This window comes from Streptomyces sp. NBC_01351, assembly GCF_036237315.1.
In the GTDB taxonomy this organism is placed as follows: domain Bacteria; phylum Actinomycetota; class Actinomycetes; order Streptomycetales; family Streptomycetaceae; genus Streptomyces.
Window position 1 is genome coordinate 8,088,947 of the sequence record NZ_CP108356.1, and the last position, 14,837, is coordinate 8,103,783.

Annotated in this window: 14 protein-coding genes and 1 pseudogene; 8 read left to right on the forward strand and 7 right to left on the reverse strand. The window is 70.1% G+C overall.

Annotation, left to right across the window (positions count from 1 at the left end; genetic code table 11):
* The first annotated feature begins 35 nt into the window (after positions 1–35).
* From OG625_RS37170 to OG625_RS37180, 3 genes and pseudogenes are all read left to right on the forward strand, one after another.
* Positions 36–1,229 carry a sensor histidine kinase gene (locus OG625_RS37170; RefSeq protein ID WP_329389786.1) on the forward strand — a complete coding sequence of 398 codons (1,194 nt, stop codon included), beginning with the start codon at positions 36–38 and terminating at the stop codon, positions 1,227–1,229.
* On the forward strand, positions 1,226–1,879 hold the full coding sequence (locus OG625_RS37175; RefSeq protein ID WP_329389788.1) for a response regulator transcription factor: 654 nt from the start codon (positions 1,226–1,228) through the stop codon (positions 1,877–1,879). Before OG625_RS37170 ends, OG625_RS37175 begins: the two co-directional genes overlap by 4 nt.
* A gap of 124 nt (positions 1,880–2,003) precedes the next feature.
* Positions 2,004–3,537: pseudogene (locus tag OG625_RS37180) on the forward strand (ISL3 family transposase).
* A gap of 126 nt (positions 3,538–3,663) precedes the next feature.
* On the opposite strand, the gene OG625_RS37185 reads toward OG625_RS37180, so the two are convergent.
* The 5 genes from OG625_RS37185 to OG625_RS37205 all read right to left on the reverse strand — a co-directional run bounded on the left by OG625_RS37185 (position 3,664) and on the right by OG625_RS37205 (position 7,781).
* Complete coding sequence (locus OG625_RS37185) at positions 3,664–4,287, reverse strand: hypothetical protein (RefSeq protein ID WP_329389790.1); 624 nt, start codon at positions 4,285–4,287, stop codon at positions 3,664–3,666.
* Between the two features lie 324 nt (positions 4,288–4,611).
* On the reverse strand, positions 4,612–5,238 hold the full coding sequence (locus tag OG625_RS37190) for a class I SAM-dependent methyltransferase (RefSeq protein ID WP_443067928.1): 627 nt from the start codon (positions 5,236–5,238) through the stop codon (positions 4,612–4,614).
* 457 nt (positions 5,239–5,695) lie between these two features.
* A complete protein-coding gene (locus tag OG625_RS37195; protein WP_329389793.1) occupies positions 5,696–6,502 on the reverse strand; it encodes a hypothetical protein in 807 nt (268 codons plus the stop codon).
* The gene (locus tag OG625_RS37200) at positions 6,499–6,945 is read right to left on the reverse strand and encodes a hypothetical protein (protein WP_329389795.1); all 447 of its coding nucleotides are present in this window, start codon (positions 6,943–6,945) and stop codon (positions 6,499–6,501) included. Before OG625_RS37200 ends, OG625_RS37195 begins: the two co-directional genes overlap by 4 nt.
* Positions 6,946–6,989: 44 nt before the next feature.
* Positions 6,990–7,781: a hypothetical protein gene (locus tag OG625_RS37205; protein ID WP_329389797.1), complete on the reverse strand. Its 792-nt coding sequence runs from the start codon at positions 7,779–7,781 to the stop codon at positions 6,990–6,992.
* A gap of 776 nt (positions 7,782–8,557) precedes the next feature.
* On the opposite strand from OG625_RS37205, the gene OG625_RS37210 reads away from it, so the two are divergent.
* Complete coding sequence (locus tag OG625_RS37210; protein ID WP_329389799.1) at positions 8,558–8,773, forward strand: hypothetical protein; 216 nt, start codon at positions 8,558–8,560, stop codon at positions 8,771–8,773.
* Complete coding sequence (locus tag OG625_RS37215) at positions 8,763–9,788, forward strand: RNA ligase family protein (protein ID WP_329389801.1); 1,026 nt, start codon at positions 8,763–8,765, stop codon at positions 9,786–9,788. Before OG625_RS37210 ends, OG625_RS37215 begins: the two co-directional genes overlap by 11 nt.
* 1 nt (position 9,789) lies before the next feature.
* On the opposite strand, the gene OG625_RS37220 is transcribed toward OG625_RS37215, so the two are convergent.
* Entirely contained in the window at positions 9,790–11,190 is a 1,401-nt protein-coding gene (locus OG625_RS37220; protein WP_329389803.1) for a hypothetical protein, read from the reverse strand.
* Positions 11,191–11,343: 153 nt separating this feature from the next.
* Positions 11,344–11,706: a hypothetical protein gene (locus OG625_RS37225; RefSeq protein ID WP_329389805.1), complete on the reverse strand. Its 363-nt coding sequence runs from the start codon at positions 11,704–11,706 to the stop codon at positions 11,344–11,346.
* 385 nt (positions 11,707–12,091) lie between these two features.
* Between OG625_RS37225 and OG625_RS37230 the strand changes: the two genes are divergently transcribed.
* The 3 genes from OG625_RS37230 to OG625_RS37240 all read left to right on the forward strand — a co-directional run bounded on the left by OG625_RS37230 (position 12,092) and on the right by OG625_RS37240 (position 14,821).
* Positions 12,092–12,643, forward strand: coding sequence for a SigE family RNA polymerase sigma factor (locus OG625_RS37230; RefSeq protein WP_329389806.1), 552 nt, complete (start codon positions 12,092–12,094; stop codon positions 12,641–12,643).
* A complete protein-coding gene (locus tag OG625_RS37235; protein WP_329389808.1) occupies positions 12,640–13,533 on the forward strand; it encodes a hypothetical protein in 894 nt (297 codons plus the stop codon). Before OG625_RS37230 ends, OG625_RS37235 begins: the two co-directional genes overlap by 4 nt.
* Before the next feature lie 130 nt (positions 13,534–13,663).
* A complete protein-coding gene (locus OG625_RS37240) occupies positions 13,664–14,821 on the forward strand; it encodes a hypothetical protein (RefSeq protein WP_329389810.1) in 1,158 nt (385 codons plus the stop codon).
* The last annotated feature ends 16 nt before the right edge of the window (positions 14,822–14,837 follow it).

Below are 14,837 nucleotides of genomic sequence, written 5' to 3' on the forward strand. Positions count from 1 at the left end.
CCCGGCGCGCACGGGCGTCCGCCTATCGTGGGGGTGTGAACAGAGCTTGGATCGAGCCCGCGTTCGACAGAAGATTCGCCGGCCTGCGGATCCTGGCGCTTGCCGGCGTCATGGTGGGCTATCTCCTGCTGCTGCAGCGGCCGTCCGGGGCACGGGACTGGGGCCTCGCCGCGGCCGGGCTCGTGCTGTGCCTGGCCGCGGGGAAATGGGTGTTCGGCGCGCTCCTGGCGCAGTCGGTCCTGCTCGTGGCCGCACACACGCTGGGCGCGAGCATCGTTCCTTCGTTGAAGGTACTGGCCGCCGTTACTCTCTTCGAGCTGGCGGTACAGCAGTCCGGACGCCGCCTCGCAGCCGGGGCGACGGGACTGGCACTTGCCGTCGCCGTGAACCGCTTCGAAGACCTGCCCGGCGAACTCCTGCCGGTGCTCTACAAGATGGGTATCGTCGCAGGCCTGCCGCTGCTCCTGGGCGCGTACGTACGCGTGACCCGCGACGCCGCGGTGCATGCCCGTCGACATGCGGAACAGCAGCAACTCCGTGCCGAACAACAGCTGCTGGCCGCCCGCGCGGCGGAGCGCACCACCATCGCGCGCGAATTGCACGACCTCGTGGCCCACCACGTCTCCTCCATGGTCCTGCGCGTCGGTGTTGCCCGGCATGTCACCGCAGCCACCGGCACCACCGACCCGCGGATCACCGAGGTCCTCGACGACCTGCACTCCAGCGCCGGCGCGGCACTGACCGATCTGCGGCGCCTGGTCGCCGTACTGCGAGCCCCGGACCGGACAGGTCCCGCCACCGGCTCCCTGGTCGAGCCCGGAGCTCTGCCGGCCGCTTTGGAGTCGGTGGTGGAACACAGCCGCCAGACCGGCCTGACCGTCACCGCTTCCGTGGATCCCCGCGTCGCGTGGCTCGACGCGGTACGTGGCCTCGCGGTCCTCCGCCTGGCCCAAGAGGGCCTGGCCAACGCGGCCAAACACGGCGGGTCCGGCGCACACGCCGAGCTGGCCGTGCGGGTGGCCGATGACGCCGTTCACGTGACGATCCACGACGACGGCGCCGGAAGGGGCCGGCCACCGGCCTCCGGCCCTTCCGGACACGGCTTGATCGGCATGCGTGAACGCGTGGACCTGCTCGGCGGCCGACTGGACGCGGGCCCCGCCGCTCAGGGCTGGCGGCTCACGGCCGAACTTCCCGCCTTCGCACCCGACATGGAGCCCCAGCTGTGATCCGCATCCTCGTCGTCGACGACCAGCAGCTCGTCCGTATGGGACTGCGCATGCTCTTCGAGCAGGCGCAGGACATCGAGATCCTGGGCGAGGCGGACAACGGCGCGGAGGCGGTACGACTGGCGGAACACCTGACTCCCGACGTCGTCCTCATGGACTTGAGAATGCCCGGCATGGACGGCATCACGGCCACCCGCCGCATCCTGACCGCACGCCCTGCCACCCGGGTCGTCGCCCTCACCACGTTCGACGACGACGACCATCTGTATCCGGTGCTCGCGGCCGGAGCCTGCGGCTTCCTCGTCAAGGACACCCCACCTGCCGAACTCGTGGAGGCCGTGCGCCGGGCCGCCAACGGAGAGGCCCCCTTCAGCCGGGACGTCCTCGACCGCCTGGTCGCCCAGGCTCTCCACACCCGTTCCTCCTCGGACACTCCTACGGACATCCCGGTGCCTGCCATCACCCCGCGCGAGCGAGAGGTGCTCGGACTGCTCGGCGTGGGCCTGTCCAACAAGGAGATCGCCGACCGGCTGCATCTCGGGGTCACCACGGTGAAGACGCACGTGGCCAGCCTGATGGCGAAGACGGGCCGGGACAACCGGATCCGTCTCGCTGTTCTCGCCGTCCTCACCGGCATCACGCCGAACTGAGCCGCCTCTGCTCCGAGGGCGCCACGCCGAGACGGGCGCAGCCGGCCGGCCTGGGACTGTAAATCGTTCGGCCCTGTCTCACATTCGGTGGTGACGCAGAGTGGTGTAGGTCGTTGAGCTTGGTGTGGAGAACCTCAACGAGCTGGTGGCGACGGTGTTTTCGGGGATATCCCCGCTGGTCATCGAGGACGTGATCGATGAGCGTGACCGGGTTGTCGTGAGGGCACGGACTCCGGAGACGACCGCGGTCTGCCCGGTGTGTGGAGCATTGTCGGGACGAGTGCACGGTTATCACTGGCGGACTGTGACCGACCTTCCGATCGACGGGCGGCGGGTGGTGGTCCGTGTCCGAGTGCGGCGTCTGGTGTGTCCCACTCGGGCTGTCGGCACACCTTCCGCGAGCAGTTGCCCGGGGTGTTGGAGCGTTACCAGCGGCGCACCGCTCGTCTGACCAGGCAGGTCAAGGCCGTGGTCAAGGAGTTAGCGGGCCGTGCGGGATCGCGTTTGCTGGCGATACTCGCGATGGGCCTGTCGCGTCACACGGCCCTGCGCACCCTGCTGCGCATCCCGTTGCCCACCGGGCGAGTGACCCGAGTGATCGGCGTCGACGATTTCGCCCTGCGCTGCCGGCACCGCTACGCCATCGTGGTAATCGACGCCGAGACCCATGAGCGGATCGAGGTACTGCCGGACCGCACGGCCGGCACGCTGGAAGCGTGGCTGCGTCAGCATCCGGGCATCGAGGTTGTGTGCCGCGACGGCTCCTCGGCCTACGCCGAAGCCATCCGCCGGGCCCTGCCCGACGCAGTGCAGGTAGCCGACCGGTGGCACCTGTGGCACAACCTGTGCGAGGCCGCCCTGAGCGAGGTCAAGGCACACAGCACCTGCTGGGCCACCGTGCTGGACTCACCGCTCTACGAAGGACCTCGCGCCCAGACCACGCTCGAACGCTGGCACCAGGTCCATGGCCTCCTCGAACAGCGAGTGAGCCTGCTCGAATGCGCCCGCCGCCTGCAACTGTCCCTGAACACCGTCAAACGCTACGCCCGCGCCGACCGGCCCGACGCATGCTCAGCGTCCCCAAATACCGCGCCAGCCTCGTCGACCCCTACCGCGAGTACCTGCGCAAACGTCGGGCCGAAGCCCCAGCCGTCGCCGTCAAGCAACTCTTCGAAGAGATCAAGGCGCTCGGCTTCACGGGCTGCCAGAATCTCCTGTACAAGTACATCAACCAAGGCCGGGCGGACGCCGACCGCAGCCACATCTCCCCGCGCAGGCTCGCCCGGATGCTTCTGACCAAGCCCGACAACCTCAAGGCCGGGCATCATGATCTCCTGGCCCGGCTCACCTCGGCCTGTCCCGAGATGACCGGCCTGGCGGCCGGCATCCGCGACTTCGCCAAACTCCTGACACCTCGTGAAGAGAACGGCGACGGGCTGTCTCGCTGGATCACGCAGGTCCGCACAACCGATCTGCCCCACCTGCAAGCCTTTACCCGAGGCCTGGACCGCGACCGTGCCGCCGTGATCGCCGCGCTCACACTTCCCTACAGCAACGGCCCCACCGAAGGCGTCAACACCAAGACCAAGCGGATCGCTCGACAAATGCACGGACGAGCAGGCTTCAACCTGCTCCGCCACCGCATCCTCCTCGGATAACGACACGTTCCGTCACCACCGAATGTGAGACAGGGCCAATCGTTCGGTGTGACGCCGACGGGGAGCTGGTGTGCCCATGGGCCTGGCTGCGCTCTCTCGGCTTCGTGTCCGCATCTGCATCGCTCTTCAGGCCGGCCAGCTGACCTGCCCACTTTTGACCTGGAGTACATCCGGAACCGCGGCTTCGCAGAACCTGAGGAATCCGACCCTGACCGCGCCATCGCCGAGCAAGTGCGGTTCGTGAGCCCTTTCGGCCAGCCAGCAGAGCAGCTCGCCGATCTTTTTGAACTCGTCGGGATGGATCTCCTGTCGGGACGTCAGCGACCAGCCCTTCCACGGCGGGTCCGCGCGAGGGGCCAGTGTCGAGCAGAGCGCACCACCCACCCGAGATGCCGCGCCCTGCTCGGCCAGGAGCGGGTGGGGGTCGTCTTCGATCATCGGGATCCCCGAGTCGTCTTCCACCACGAACGGGAACTCGGTGACGATGGAAAGGCATTCCGGTTGGGGCCCGATCCCCAGATGCCAGCTCAGCTCAGCGAGCTCCATCTCGGAGATCTCGTCCCGCAGGTCGACGGCAATCATCAGCTCATGGAAATCACTCACCCGGTGAACTCTATGGCCGACCACCGACAATGCGATCGGCGCCGACAGCTCGGTCAACTCCAAGGCGACGTACGCGAGGCGATCGCGTGAACGAGCGCGCGCCACGGCAGCAAGGCCAACCACACCCTGGCGGGAATGCGGCAGCACATCGCAGACCAGCTCGAAGCCGATCGTGCCCTCGGCCTACGAACGTACTTGGAAGGCTTGGCCTCCAGCCACCGCGACGACGACCCCAACGGATGGGCAGGCGTGGCGTACAGCGCATGGGCTGCCGACGAACCCTTGTGCCCAGGATCTTTCATCCGCCCCTAGTGGGCCAGCACCGCGCGAGGGTCCCACGCGTGGCGCGGGCACCGGATGCGAGCTGGCGCAGATCACTCAGCGCGAGGCCCATCGGGGCTCGTCCGCGAATGCCCGACACCCGAACATGCGAGCTCACCAGTCTCGCGGCCAAAGACCACGGGCCTCGCTCTAGCGGAGGCGGGCCAGCAAGTGGGCGTCGAGGAAGCCCCGCTCCGAGGCCGGCTCGTGGAGCAGTCGGGCGAACGTGACGAGCCCGGCCCCGGCCAGCAGCTCGGCGAACCGGTCCGCGGGCCAGCTGTAGGCGGGCGTCACCTTGTGGTCGAAGCAAACAGGCTCTGATCCGTCGGTCGCGAAGAACGAGGCCAGGAGCAGGCCCCCGGGTGCCAGGACACGCGCCTGCTCGGCGAGCAGCGCGGGTAGTTCCCCAGGAGGGGTGTGGATCATCGAGTAGCGGGCCAGCACCCCGCCGAGCGCGCCGTCCTCGACCGGCAGGGCCTCCATCCGCGCCTCCTCGAACTGCAGCGCCGGATGGGCCCGCCGGGCGTGGTCGACCATGGCCGGGGAGAGGTCGAGCCCGAAGGCGTCCAGCCCCAGGTCGTGCAGCATGGCCGTCAGATGTCCGGGCCCGCAGCCGACGTCTGCCGCCCGTAGGTTCCCCGTCCCGCGCACCAGCTCGGCGAAGGTGCCGATCATGGCACGCGCGAACGGCTCTTTTTCCAACCGATCGGCAAACAACGACGCATACAGCTCGACGACCCCGTCGTAGCCCGCCCTGGTCTTGTTCAGGTGCTCCATCACGGGAAGGAAGCTAACACCCCGTTCGCAGCAGCTTTTCGGCCCGGTGCCGAATCCCGCCCCTGGAAACGGCCTGTCCCGTCACATGATCACGGGACAGGTCCTGGACTCCGTGATCGTTTTCGGCTGTCAACTCACGGCCGGCACCGCATGACGGGGCCGGCCCATACGACGGGCGAAGAGCTGCCGGTGCGCGCGTTCGAAGCGGACGACCTGCCGGGCCCAGCCCGTCCTCGACGAGATAAGCGCCAAGTTCGGCCGGACCCTCGTCCGCCCGGCCGGCGCCTACGCAAAGAGAGCTGAAGCCGGTCAGAGGGGGCTCGCGGTCCCGCAGAGCCGGCGACGGCGAACTGAGCTGAGACGTCGGCTGGGTGGGCGGCGGGCGGAGAGTCGGTCGACCGTGCCCGTGGGCAGCGTGATCACAGTTGTCGTGCTGGACGCGGCTGGATGAGGGGCCTCATCGGTACAGGCAGCAGTACAAAACCGCCGGGTAGGTCGCGGTGAACGACCAGAAGAACGTGTTCAGTCCCATCAGGTAGGCGTTTCCCGCGTGGAATGCGACGCCAAGCAGCAGGATCGGCCCGACCGCGTACGGCGGCGCGAAGAGGACCAGCGGGAAGGTGCACTCCCAGGCGATCACCGAGCGGGCCAGCGCGGTCGACAGGGCCGGCCGGGTCGCCAGCAGGTGACCGAGGTGGGAATGGCCGTAGATGGCGGTTTGGAAGATGCCAGGCAAGTAGGTCCCGTCCCGCCAGCCACGGGCAGACGCCTTCGCAACCCCGGAGACGAAGTACGACAGGCATGACTGCAGCGCGACGAACCACAGCCCAGCCACAACCGCGGTCTTGGTGTCCACGATGGCCACCAGGCTCAGGGCGGCGACGATGAGCCAGGCCATTTGGTCTGCGCCGTCCAGACCGTAGTTGCTGCGTAGGTAGAACGTGACGGTGACGAAGGCCAGCGGCAGCAGCAGCCAGGGGCTGCTGGTCAGGCTGAGCGGCGCCACCAGCACGGCGACGGCCAAGGCGATCCGGCCGCTGATCAGCACCAGTACATTGGGATAGCCAAGGAGGGTGCCCAGCACGCGACCGGTCCATCCGCTGACGAGCCAGGCGTGCCGCAGGCTGCCGACGGGCCAGGACAGCAGTCCGCTGTTGCTGAGGATGCGGCGCGCGACCAGGTACTCCAGGTTGGCGAGCAGGATCGAGATGGCGGCGAGCTTCGCCACAAGCGCGGCGACGACGTATGGGTCAGACAGGGTCATAGGGCGTGGAACCGTGACACGAACAGAGGTTTCGGGTCCGGTTGCCGGGCGTTGCCGCTGGAGTCCATCAGCAGGAAGCGGGTCGCGACCGGTGATGTGGTCCGGGGCTGGCAGGAGACATGCGAGAGCAGGCTCAGGTAGGGGACGGTGAACTCCTGTACCTGTTCGCCGGCATCGAGGAGAATTGACAGCTCTTGGACGATGTCGAACAGGGCCTTGTTCGCGCGCCGGTCTGGGTTCCAGGCGAAGGCGAACCAGGGGCGCCGGCGGATCGGTTGGATCTCCGTCCACAGTGCCGTGGCGCCGTCGTCGTATCGGTCTTGGTAGAGCAGATTGATGTCCCGCTGCCCGGGCGTCGGCGCGAAGAACCTCCACGTCGGCACCAGCATGAAGACGTCGACCGACCGGAGCGGCTGGCGCACGGCCGGCAGGTACACCGCCACGGACGCAGCGAACCAGACCGCGAACACCGCGACTAGGGCGGACGTCACGAAGGCCGTCCTTGCTGTTCCAGCAGCAGCCGTCGGCGGATGGCGAGCAACTCTTGGGCGGGGACCGACGGGTCGAGGTCCCCGACCTGTTCGTCGGTCAGGCGGGTGGCGTCGTCCTCAGCCATGACCGCGACGATCACGGCGGTGCCGACGATTGCGGCCCCGGCCATGACGGCCAGGGCCGCGGCACCGGCGACGAAGTAGGTCGTGTGCGAGCACCCCAAGTCGGGGCTGACGTTCTGGACGACCCTCTCGTCGCTCAGGTTGTCCAGGGCGGCCTGCTCGGCGGCCGTCAGCGGCGGCGACATCTGCACTACGACGCCTTCGAGTTCGTCCGAGCAGTCGTCCCGGAAGAACTCGACAAGGGTCAGGCCATCTGCGTCCAGTCGGCCCCCCTTGTATGGGAAGGAGAATGCGACCAGGTCGACCCCGCGGTTCAGCAGGATGCCCTTGCTCAGTTCGGTCCCGCCGTATCGGATGGACGCAAATACGTCGGAGTCCACGAGCATCTGGGCGTAGACCGTGTCGGAGAGGGGTGCTGACCGTGCCGGTTCGGAGCCGTACTTGGCCATCAGCCGGTCGACACTGTCCCGGTTGCCGCGGGCTGCCGCGCGGACGTCGTCCAGTACCCCAGAGCCCTTCCGGGCGACGAAGACGGCCAGCGATCCCGGCGCCCCGATCCCCGAGGTGCCGCTCCCGTCGATGATCTCCATCCTGGACGTGCGCTGAGGTCGGGCCTCCTGCTCCAGGACGGTGCTGTAGAGCGGATGCTGATTCCCGTCGACCATGTCCTACCCCTTCCGGCTGGAATGATCAACGTAGCGACGCTCTGTGCAGCGGACAAAGCATTCCAGACTTGATTGCTCCGTTCGGCCTCCTGTATGTGCCCTGATGAGGACTGATCTTGTGGGTCGTCTCGACGACCAGGGTGGAACGGGCCTGCGAAACGACCTGCTGGCTGTCGTCTCGGACGCGTACACGTGGATGGGACCAGGTAGCTGCTTCACCTGGAAATTTCCCCAGGTTTCAGCGAAGTGAAGGACCTCGGCAACCCGCTCATCCTGACAAGCTACCCGGACTTCCCAGCCCCGGTGGGAGGGACGGAGGCGAGCCCGGCATTCGACCGGGGCGTGGTGGTCGTCTGGCTCCTTGCTCACGGCAAGCTCGCCGGGCCGAGCGTGCCGCGCTCGTCCACGGTGGTCGCGTCTGGTGACCGAAGTTGCCTTCCTTGCCCCCGGCGGCGGCCGCCCTCGCCGTCGGCCCTCGAACCGGTGGTCGAGCTGCTGCCGGTTGAGGTCAGTATCCGCATGACGCGCCATCGGGCCGCTGCTGCCCTGGTGCCGGCTACGACGTTCGAGACGATCGGCGCCACCGCGACCGTGGCGCACGCGGATGGACGCGGCAGGGGCGGTGAACGCAGGCCGAACTCCCGTACCGGCGAGCACCCGCCCCGGGCAGGTCCGGGCCGTGCCGCCCGCCCGGAAAAACCACGGGCCGCCACGCCACACCGCCCGCTACGATCGGGGCCCTCACCTTGATCACGGCGGTCCGACGGAGGCACGCGATGGCACAGGCCCCCGAGCGGACCCCTGACGGCAAGATGTCCTTCCACATTCCCGAACTGCGCTGTGTGCTCGACGCCGACCTCGCGGAAGGTCGTCAGCCGGACACCGTCTTCCTCACCGGCGACGCGCGCCCTAACAACGTGCCGCTGTGGTCGCACCCCGACAACCGGCTGCCCGAACACCACCAGCACGGCGGCGGTCGGCATGGCGGCTGACAGCGGTTGGTCGCCGTACCCCAAGATCCCCTCCCGGGTCCGGCTGGGCGAGGCGCGGGCGGCCCGGGAGTGGGTCGCGTTGGAGAAGGTGCACGGTGCGAACTTCGCCGTCGTGTGCGACAGGGCAGGGGCACGCCCGGCCAAGCGCCGTGAACTGCTCGGCGAGAGCGGGCTCGACGACTTCTTCGGCGTGGGACGGATCTGGCCGGCCCTGGCCGTCGCTGCGGACCGCTGCGCCGCCGCCCTGCGCCGCGCGTACGGTACCCATCCCTCGGCGCCGGTCACGGTCTACGGCGAACTGGCCGGCGGGCGCTACCCGCACCCGGACGTGCCGCCCACGCCGGGTACGGAGCCGGTGCAGACTGGCGTCTGGTACGCGCCGGGGCTGCTCTGGCTGCCGTTCGACGCCACGGTCGAGACGGCCGGGGGCGCCACCCGCTGGGTCGGCGATCGGACGCTGCGGCAGGCCGCCGACGCCGCGGGCCTGTACTGCGCCCCGCTCATCGCGCGCGGGACGCTCGCCCAAGTGCAGGAGCGGATGCCGGTGTTCCCGACCCGGGTGCCGGCCCTGCTGGGTCTGCCCGAACTGCCCGGCAACCTCGCGGAGGGGCTCGTCGTCAAGCCCGCAGAGGAGTGGGGGACCCCCGACGGCACCGGCCCTGCCGCGCGCCCGGTGGCCAAGTTCAAGCACCCCGCCTTCGCCGAGGACGAGCGCTTCGACGGCTCGCGCCCGTACCGGCCGCCGGCCGAAGGCGCGGCGGGGGTGCCCGGCTGGCTCCTCCGCCAAGTCGCCGCGCTGCTCACCCCGGCCCGGGCGGCGGCCGCCGTCAGCAAGCTGGGCCCGCGCACCCCGGCCGAGGAGGTCGCCGCCGAGATCGCCCGGGACGCGGTCGAGGAGGCCGCCGAGGCCCTCGGAGGCCTCGACGACGGCCTCGCCCCGGCCCTGGAGCGGGCGCTGCACGCCGGCGCGCTCGCACTCGCCCGCTTCGACGCAGCCGACCGCCGGGCCCCGTGATTCAGAGCCCGGCCAGCGTGTCGCGCAGCCGTCGGGCCTCCTTGAGTAGGCGGGACGACCCGGGCCGCTGGGCCAGAGCGGTCACCTCGGCCACATCACCGCGCGCACCCGACAGCCGTGCGGAGTCCGCCGCGACGGCCAGCAGCGCCCCGTGCGCCTGCGGCTTGGTGCAGGTCAGGAGGCCGGGGAGTGCGGCTGCCAGGACCGCCCAGACCGGGGCGGCGCCCTGCGGGGCGGCGGCCGCCGCCCCCAGCGAGTCGGTCACCAGGGCGACCTTCAGCGTGCCCAGTCCCACGAGTTCGACGAGTTCGCGGCCCAGCAGCTCCCCGTCGAGCCTGCCCCGCGCGGCCAGCAGGAGCAGCGCCCGTACGGCGGCATCCCGCTCCTCCTGTGGAACCGAGGCGAGCCCGTAGGCGACGGCGAGGTGCACGGCCGGTCCCGCCGGGCCGTCGGCCGCGGCGAGCGCCTCCAGGAAGGCGGGCGCGCCGCGGCCGCCGTCCTGGTCTGCAGCCGACGCGACCCCCGTCAGCAGCCGGGCCGCGGCGATCTCCGGGTGCCAGGGCAGGGTCGCGACCGTGTGGGCGTCCCGGAAGTCCGGCAGGGACCCGTGCGGGCAGGAGATGCCTGGCTCGAACTTCCTGAACAGCGACCAGAACCGCCGGGGGAACGCACCGCGGCCCTCGATCGCCTCGTGCCCCACCAGGATCCGGCGGCCGACGCGCGCACCCCGGCGCCTGCTGGGACGTTGGGGCGCACCGGACTCGCGCTCCCGCCACCCCGACGGCTGCGGCAGCCCGCCCTGCCGCAGCCAGTCGGCCACCCGGGGCCCCTCCGCGAGATCCAACTTCTCGGCGGCGCGCACGGCTTCGGCGTCGACAGGGCCGCCGCAGCGCAGCAACGCCTGCCCCAGGTCCGCCGGGCCGGGCCGGACGCCGAGGCGCCCGTACTCCGCGAGCCGCTCGACCAGATGGCGCGGCTCCACCGCACCGGTCGGCCCGCTCGGCACGGACAGCGGGAACGGGATCGGGTCGCCGGCCCGCAGCCGTGCGTGGAGTTCGCCCAGGCGCGCCCCCGCGATGTAGTCCAGCGCCACGTGCTGGCACAGTTCGAGCCAGCCCGCCCCGGCGTTCTCCCAGGACTCCTCGCCCCGTACGGGCTCCAGCGTGGCGCCGACGATGCCCGCGAGACACGCCACCTGCGGGTCCGGCCGTACGGCGAACTCGCGCGGGATGGAGCCCAACGCGACGGCCAGCGCCTCCCGGTCCCGGTAGGCGTGCACCACCACGGCGCTCAGCAGTCGTTCGAACGTCTCCACGCTTGGGCCGCGGCGGACGGCCAGCACGGCCGCGACTTCGTCGGCGAGCGCACCGGTTGACGGTACGGCGTATTCCCCCTCGATCATGGATCGCAGGTTAGACGGTCCCACCGACAGCGAGACGCCAGTGCCGTTCGGACGTCGCGTGATCGCCGAGCACGGGAGTTCCGCGCGCTCGTCATACGGGCGCAGGCAGTTCACTGCCCCGATCGCCCCCGATCACGGTGGCGAGGGCGGGGTTCACCGTCGGGGCAAGAACCGGCGCAGCCGGCCGCCGCGGCGCTTGGCGGCGAGGGGCCAGGGGCCATGGGACTCGAGCTCGTCGGCCAGCCGGGACAAGAAGGCGCGGAACTCGGCTTCGGTGAAGGGCTCTTGACCCTCGTACGGCTCCAACGTGCTCGCCAGCGGTGTGTCCGTGGTCAACACCGCCCGCAGCGCCGCCACCTGCTCGGCCATCGGCCGGTCGCTGAGCGGTTCGACCTGCATGGCCGTCGCGTACCGGCGTACCAGCTTCTCGTCGAGCGCCGCGCCGCCCTCACGGTACATCGCCTGGTACAGGATGCAGTTGACCAGCCCGAACGCCCATGCCCCCACCACAGCCATCGCTGGGCCTTCCCCTCTGACGGATGACAGACTCGACCGACAGCCATCAAACCAGCCGTCATCAGCGATGTCCCCGCGGACTCGGGAACATCGAGGCCATCGGAGCCTTGGCAGCAGACTGCTCCTTCTCGCAGGCGATCCCGTGCTGCTGGAAGGCAACGACGGCTGCGCCGGCATCGGCCGGGCCGGCGACCGTACGCGGGCCGGCGGCCCAGGAACCGCTGCGGTCGAAATCTTGATCCCATCTGCCTGACTGGCTGTCCCACTTCGGCGCCGCTCGTCATCCCGACGCGGAACCCACTCGGCCGGTACGCCCATGTGCCCTTGATCACTCAACCTAGTCGCCGGCTCGGGTCGTCAAGAGGGTGACTATCAAGGAGGGGACATGCCAGGTGCTGTAGGCGACGAGGAGTTCGCCGAGTTCACACGGGCCCGCTGGGGGCCTCTAGGGCGCTTCGCATACGGCCTGACGCTGGACGTCGGCCGTGCAGAGGACCTCGTGCAGGAAGCGCTGGTGCGCTTCTGGCGTGTGCGTGGCCGGGTGGCGGTCGATCGGCCGGAGGCGTACGTCCGCCGCACGCTCGTCAACCTGGCTGTGACGGCCGGGCGGCGCCGCTGGTGGAGCGAGCGGGTCCTCGGGCGTATCGCGGAGACCTCGAGTCATCCCGAGTCCGATCCCGGCTACGGCAGTGCCCAGCGCGACGAACTGCGCCGTGCTCTGGCGCGGTTGCCCGCACGCCGGCGCGTGGTCGTGGTGCTGCGCTACGTAGAGGACCGGTCGGAACGCCAGGTCGCGGAGTTGCTCGGCTGCTCGGTCGGCAGCGTCAAGTCACAGGCCTCGCGGGGGCTCACGGCACTTCGCGGAACGCCCGCGTTCCGGGCGGTTCCGGAGGCGGTGTCCGGTGTTCGTCTGACCCGAGAGGAGGCCGTGGGATGAGCCGTACGGAGCAGGTGCTGAAAAAATCGATCGACGAGGTGGTCGGCGGGTACCGGCCGACGGGTGATCCGTTCGTCCGGGTCGAGGCGGCGGTTCGTCTTCGTCGGCGCAGGAACCGGGCGATGGTGGGTGCGTCGGGCGCCGCCGTGGTCGCGGCGTCGGTCGGAGTCGTGGTCGCCCTGCCCGGTGGCGCCGGGCAGGGGTCTGCGGGACCGGCCGCGGTTTCGTCCGCCGAGCCACCGAGCACAGTGCTGTCGGGCTACGAGATGGTGCCGGGCACCGTCTACCGGGTCGCGCGCGGGACGCACACCGGAGTCGAGTGGCAGGTGGGGTCGGCCGACGGCCGAAAGGGCCAGGCCTGCCTGGTCTCGCGGAACGTGCTGTTGGGCGGGATCGGCGCGTGTTTCCCCACGGGGGACGCCAAGGTCCATTGGGCCGCCGGCTCGCCGAAGACGGTGAGGTCGACCGACGAGCCGTTCACGGTCGTCGGGGTCGCCCCGGCGGGTGTGGCACGGGTCAAGGTCGTGCTCGCGGACGGTTCCGGACCGGACACGGAGACCGTTGTGACCCCGACCGCGACGGACACGCGCTTCTTCGCCGTGCTCGTCCGGGGAAGCATCCGCCAGCAGGTGCGGGTGCAGGCGTTGGACGCGGCGGGCAGCCCCCTGGGTGCGCCCGTGGCGGCCGACGGAAAACAGGAATTCAAGGACCGGACGCCGCCGTTCTGCCTGACTGGCGGCACGCACCCCTCGGACGGGGCGGATCCGACCACGGGACCCGGCAGGCTCTCGGACCTCGTTGCCGGCGCCCCGTGCGGCACCCCGAGTTCGGCCCTGGGCCGGCCGGTGGCGCCCGCGTCGGCGTCGGGCTCTTCGAGTCCGCCCCGTTGAACCGCCCCCGTCGGAAGAATCTCGGAAAGTGAGAAGTGCTGTGACGTTCAGAGGAACACCAACACCAACACCAACACCAACACGAGCACGCACACGAACACGAACACGAATACGCACCCGTGCCGTCGCGGTGACCGTATCGATGGTCGTGCTGCTCACCGGCGCCGGTGTCGTCAGTACCGCCCAGGCGCGTCCGCTCGTACCGACCGAGGCCGGCGCGCAGTCATGGCCGGCGTCGTGGTCTGCCAACCACCCCGCCGTCGGCAACGGCTCGTTGCGTGCGACAGCGTCGGCGGGCGGGGCGACCATCGCGGCGGGCTGGACCGAGTGGTCTCCCGACGGCAGGGAAACCGTGGAAGCTCCTCTCGCCGTGCACATGGAGAACGGCAGTTGGAAGAAGCGGGACCTGCCCGTACCCCCCGGGTCCACGGGCCGTGTGGAAGACCTGACCATGCTCGATGCCGCTGACGCGTGGGCGGTCGGAAGCACCGGGGCGCCGTACCTCGCTCACTGGGACGGCGACAGGTGGACACAGGTGCCGGCGCCCGCCGAACACCGGTTCGGCGGCTATCTCGGCGTCTCCGCTTCGGGGCCCGACAACGTCTGGGTCGTTGGTGTCGGTCCGGTGACGGAGGACGGCCCGTTCGGTGTCCTTCTGGCCCGGTACGACGGCACGGCCTGGCGTACCGTTCCGCTGCCCGCGGACGCGGCCGGCCCCGAAGGCTGGGACCGGACCTGGATGAGCGGCATCAGTGTTCTCGGCCCGGACGACGTGTGGATCACAGGCATCGCCAACCGCACGGTGCACTGGGACGGACACGGGTGGACGCGCGTGCCCGTACCGCTCGCCGGGGACGAGGAGATGTGGTTCGACCGCGTACGGAGCAATCCGGTCTACGGCACCTGGGCCGTCGGCTACGCGTTCAGGCCCGGCTCGCTGCGCACACCCGTCGCGCTACGCTGGAACGGCCGCGCATGGCAGCGGGCCGCATTGCCCAAGGACAACGGGGCCCAGCTGCTGGACATCACCTTCACCGCCCGCGGGCCGCTGGGCGTCGGCTACTGGATGAATACCGAAGCCCGGACGCACACGGGCTACGGCCTGCTGCTGCCGGTCCTGCCCGGTGTCAAGGCCAGGCATCTGGCTCTTCCCGCCGAAAGTTTCCTGTTCAGTTCCGCGACCACCGGGCCTGGCGGATTCGGGCTCTGGGTAGTCGGCATCCGCGCAACCGAATCCATGCTGCTGGAGCCGTTCGCCGCCACGGTGCCGCTCCCACCCACGTCCTGAGGCGCTGAGTCGGCCA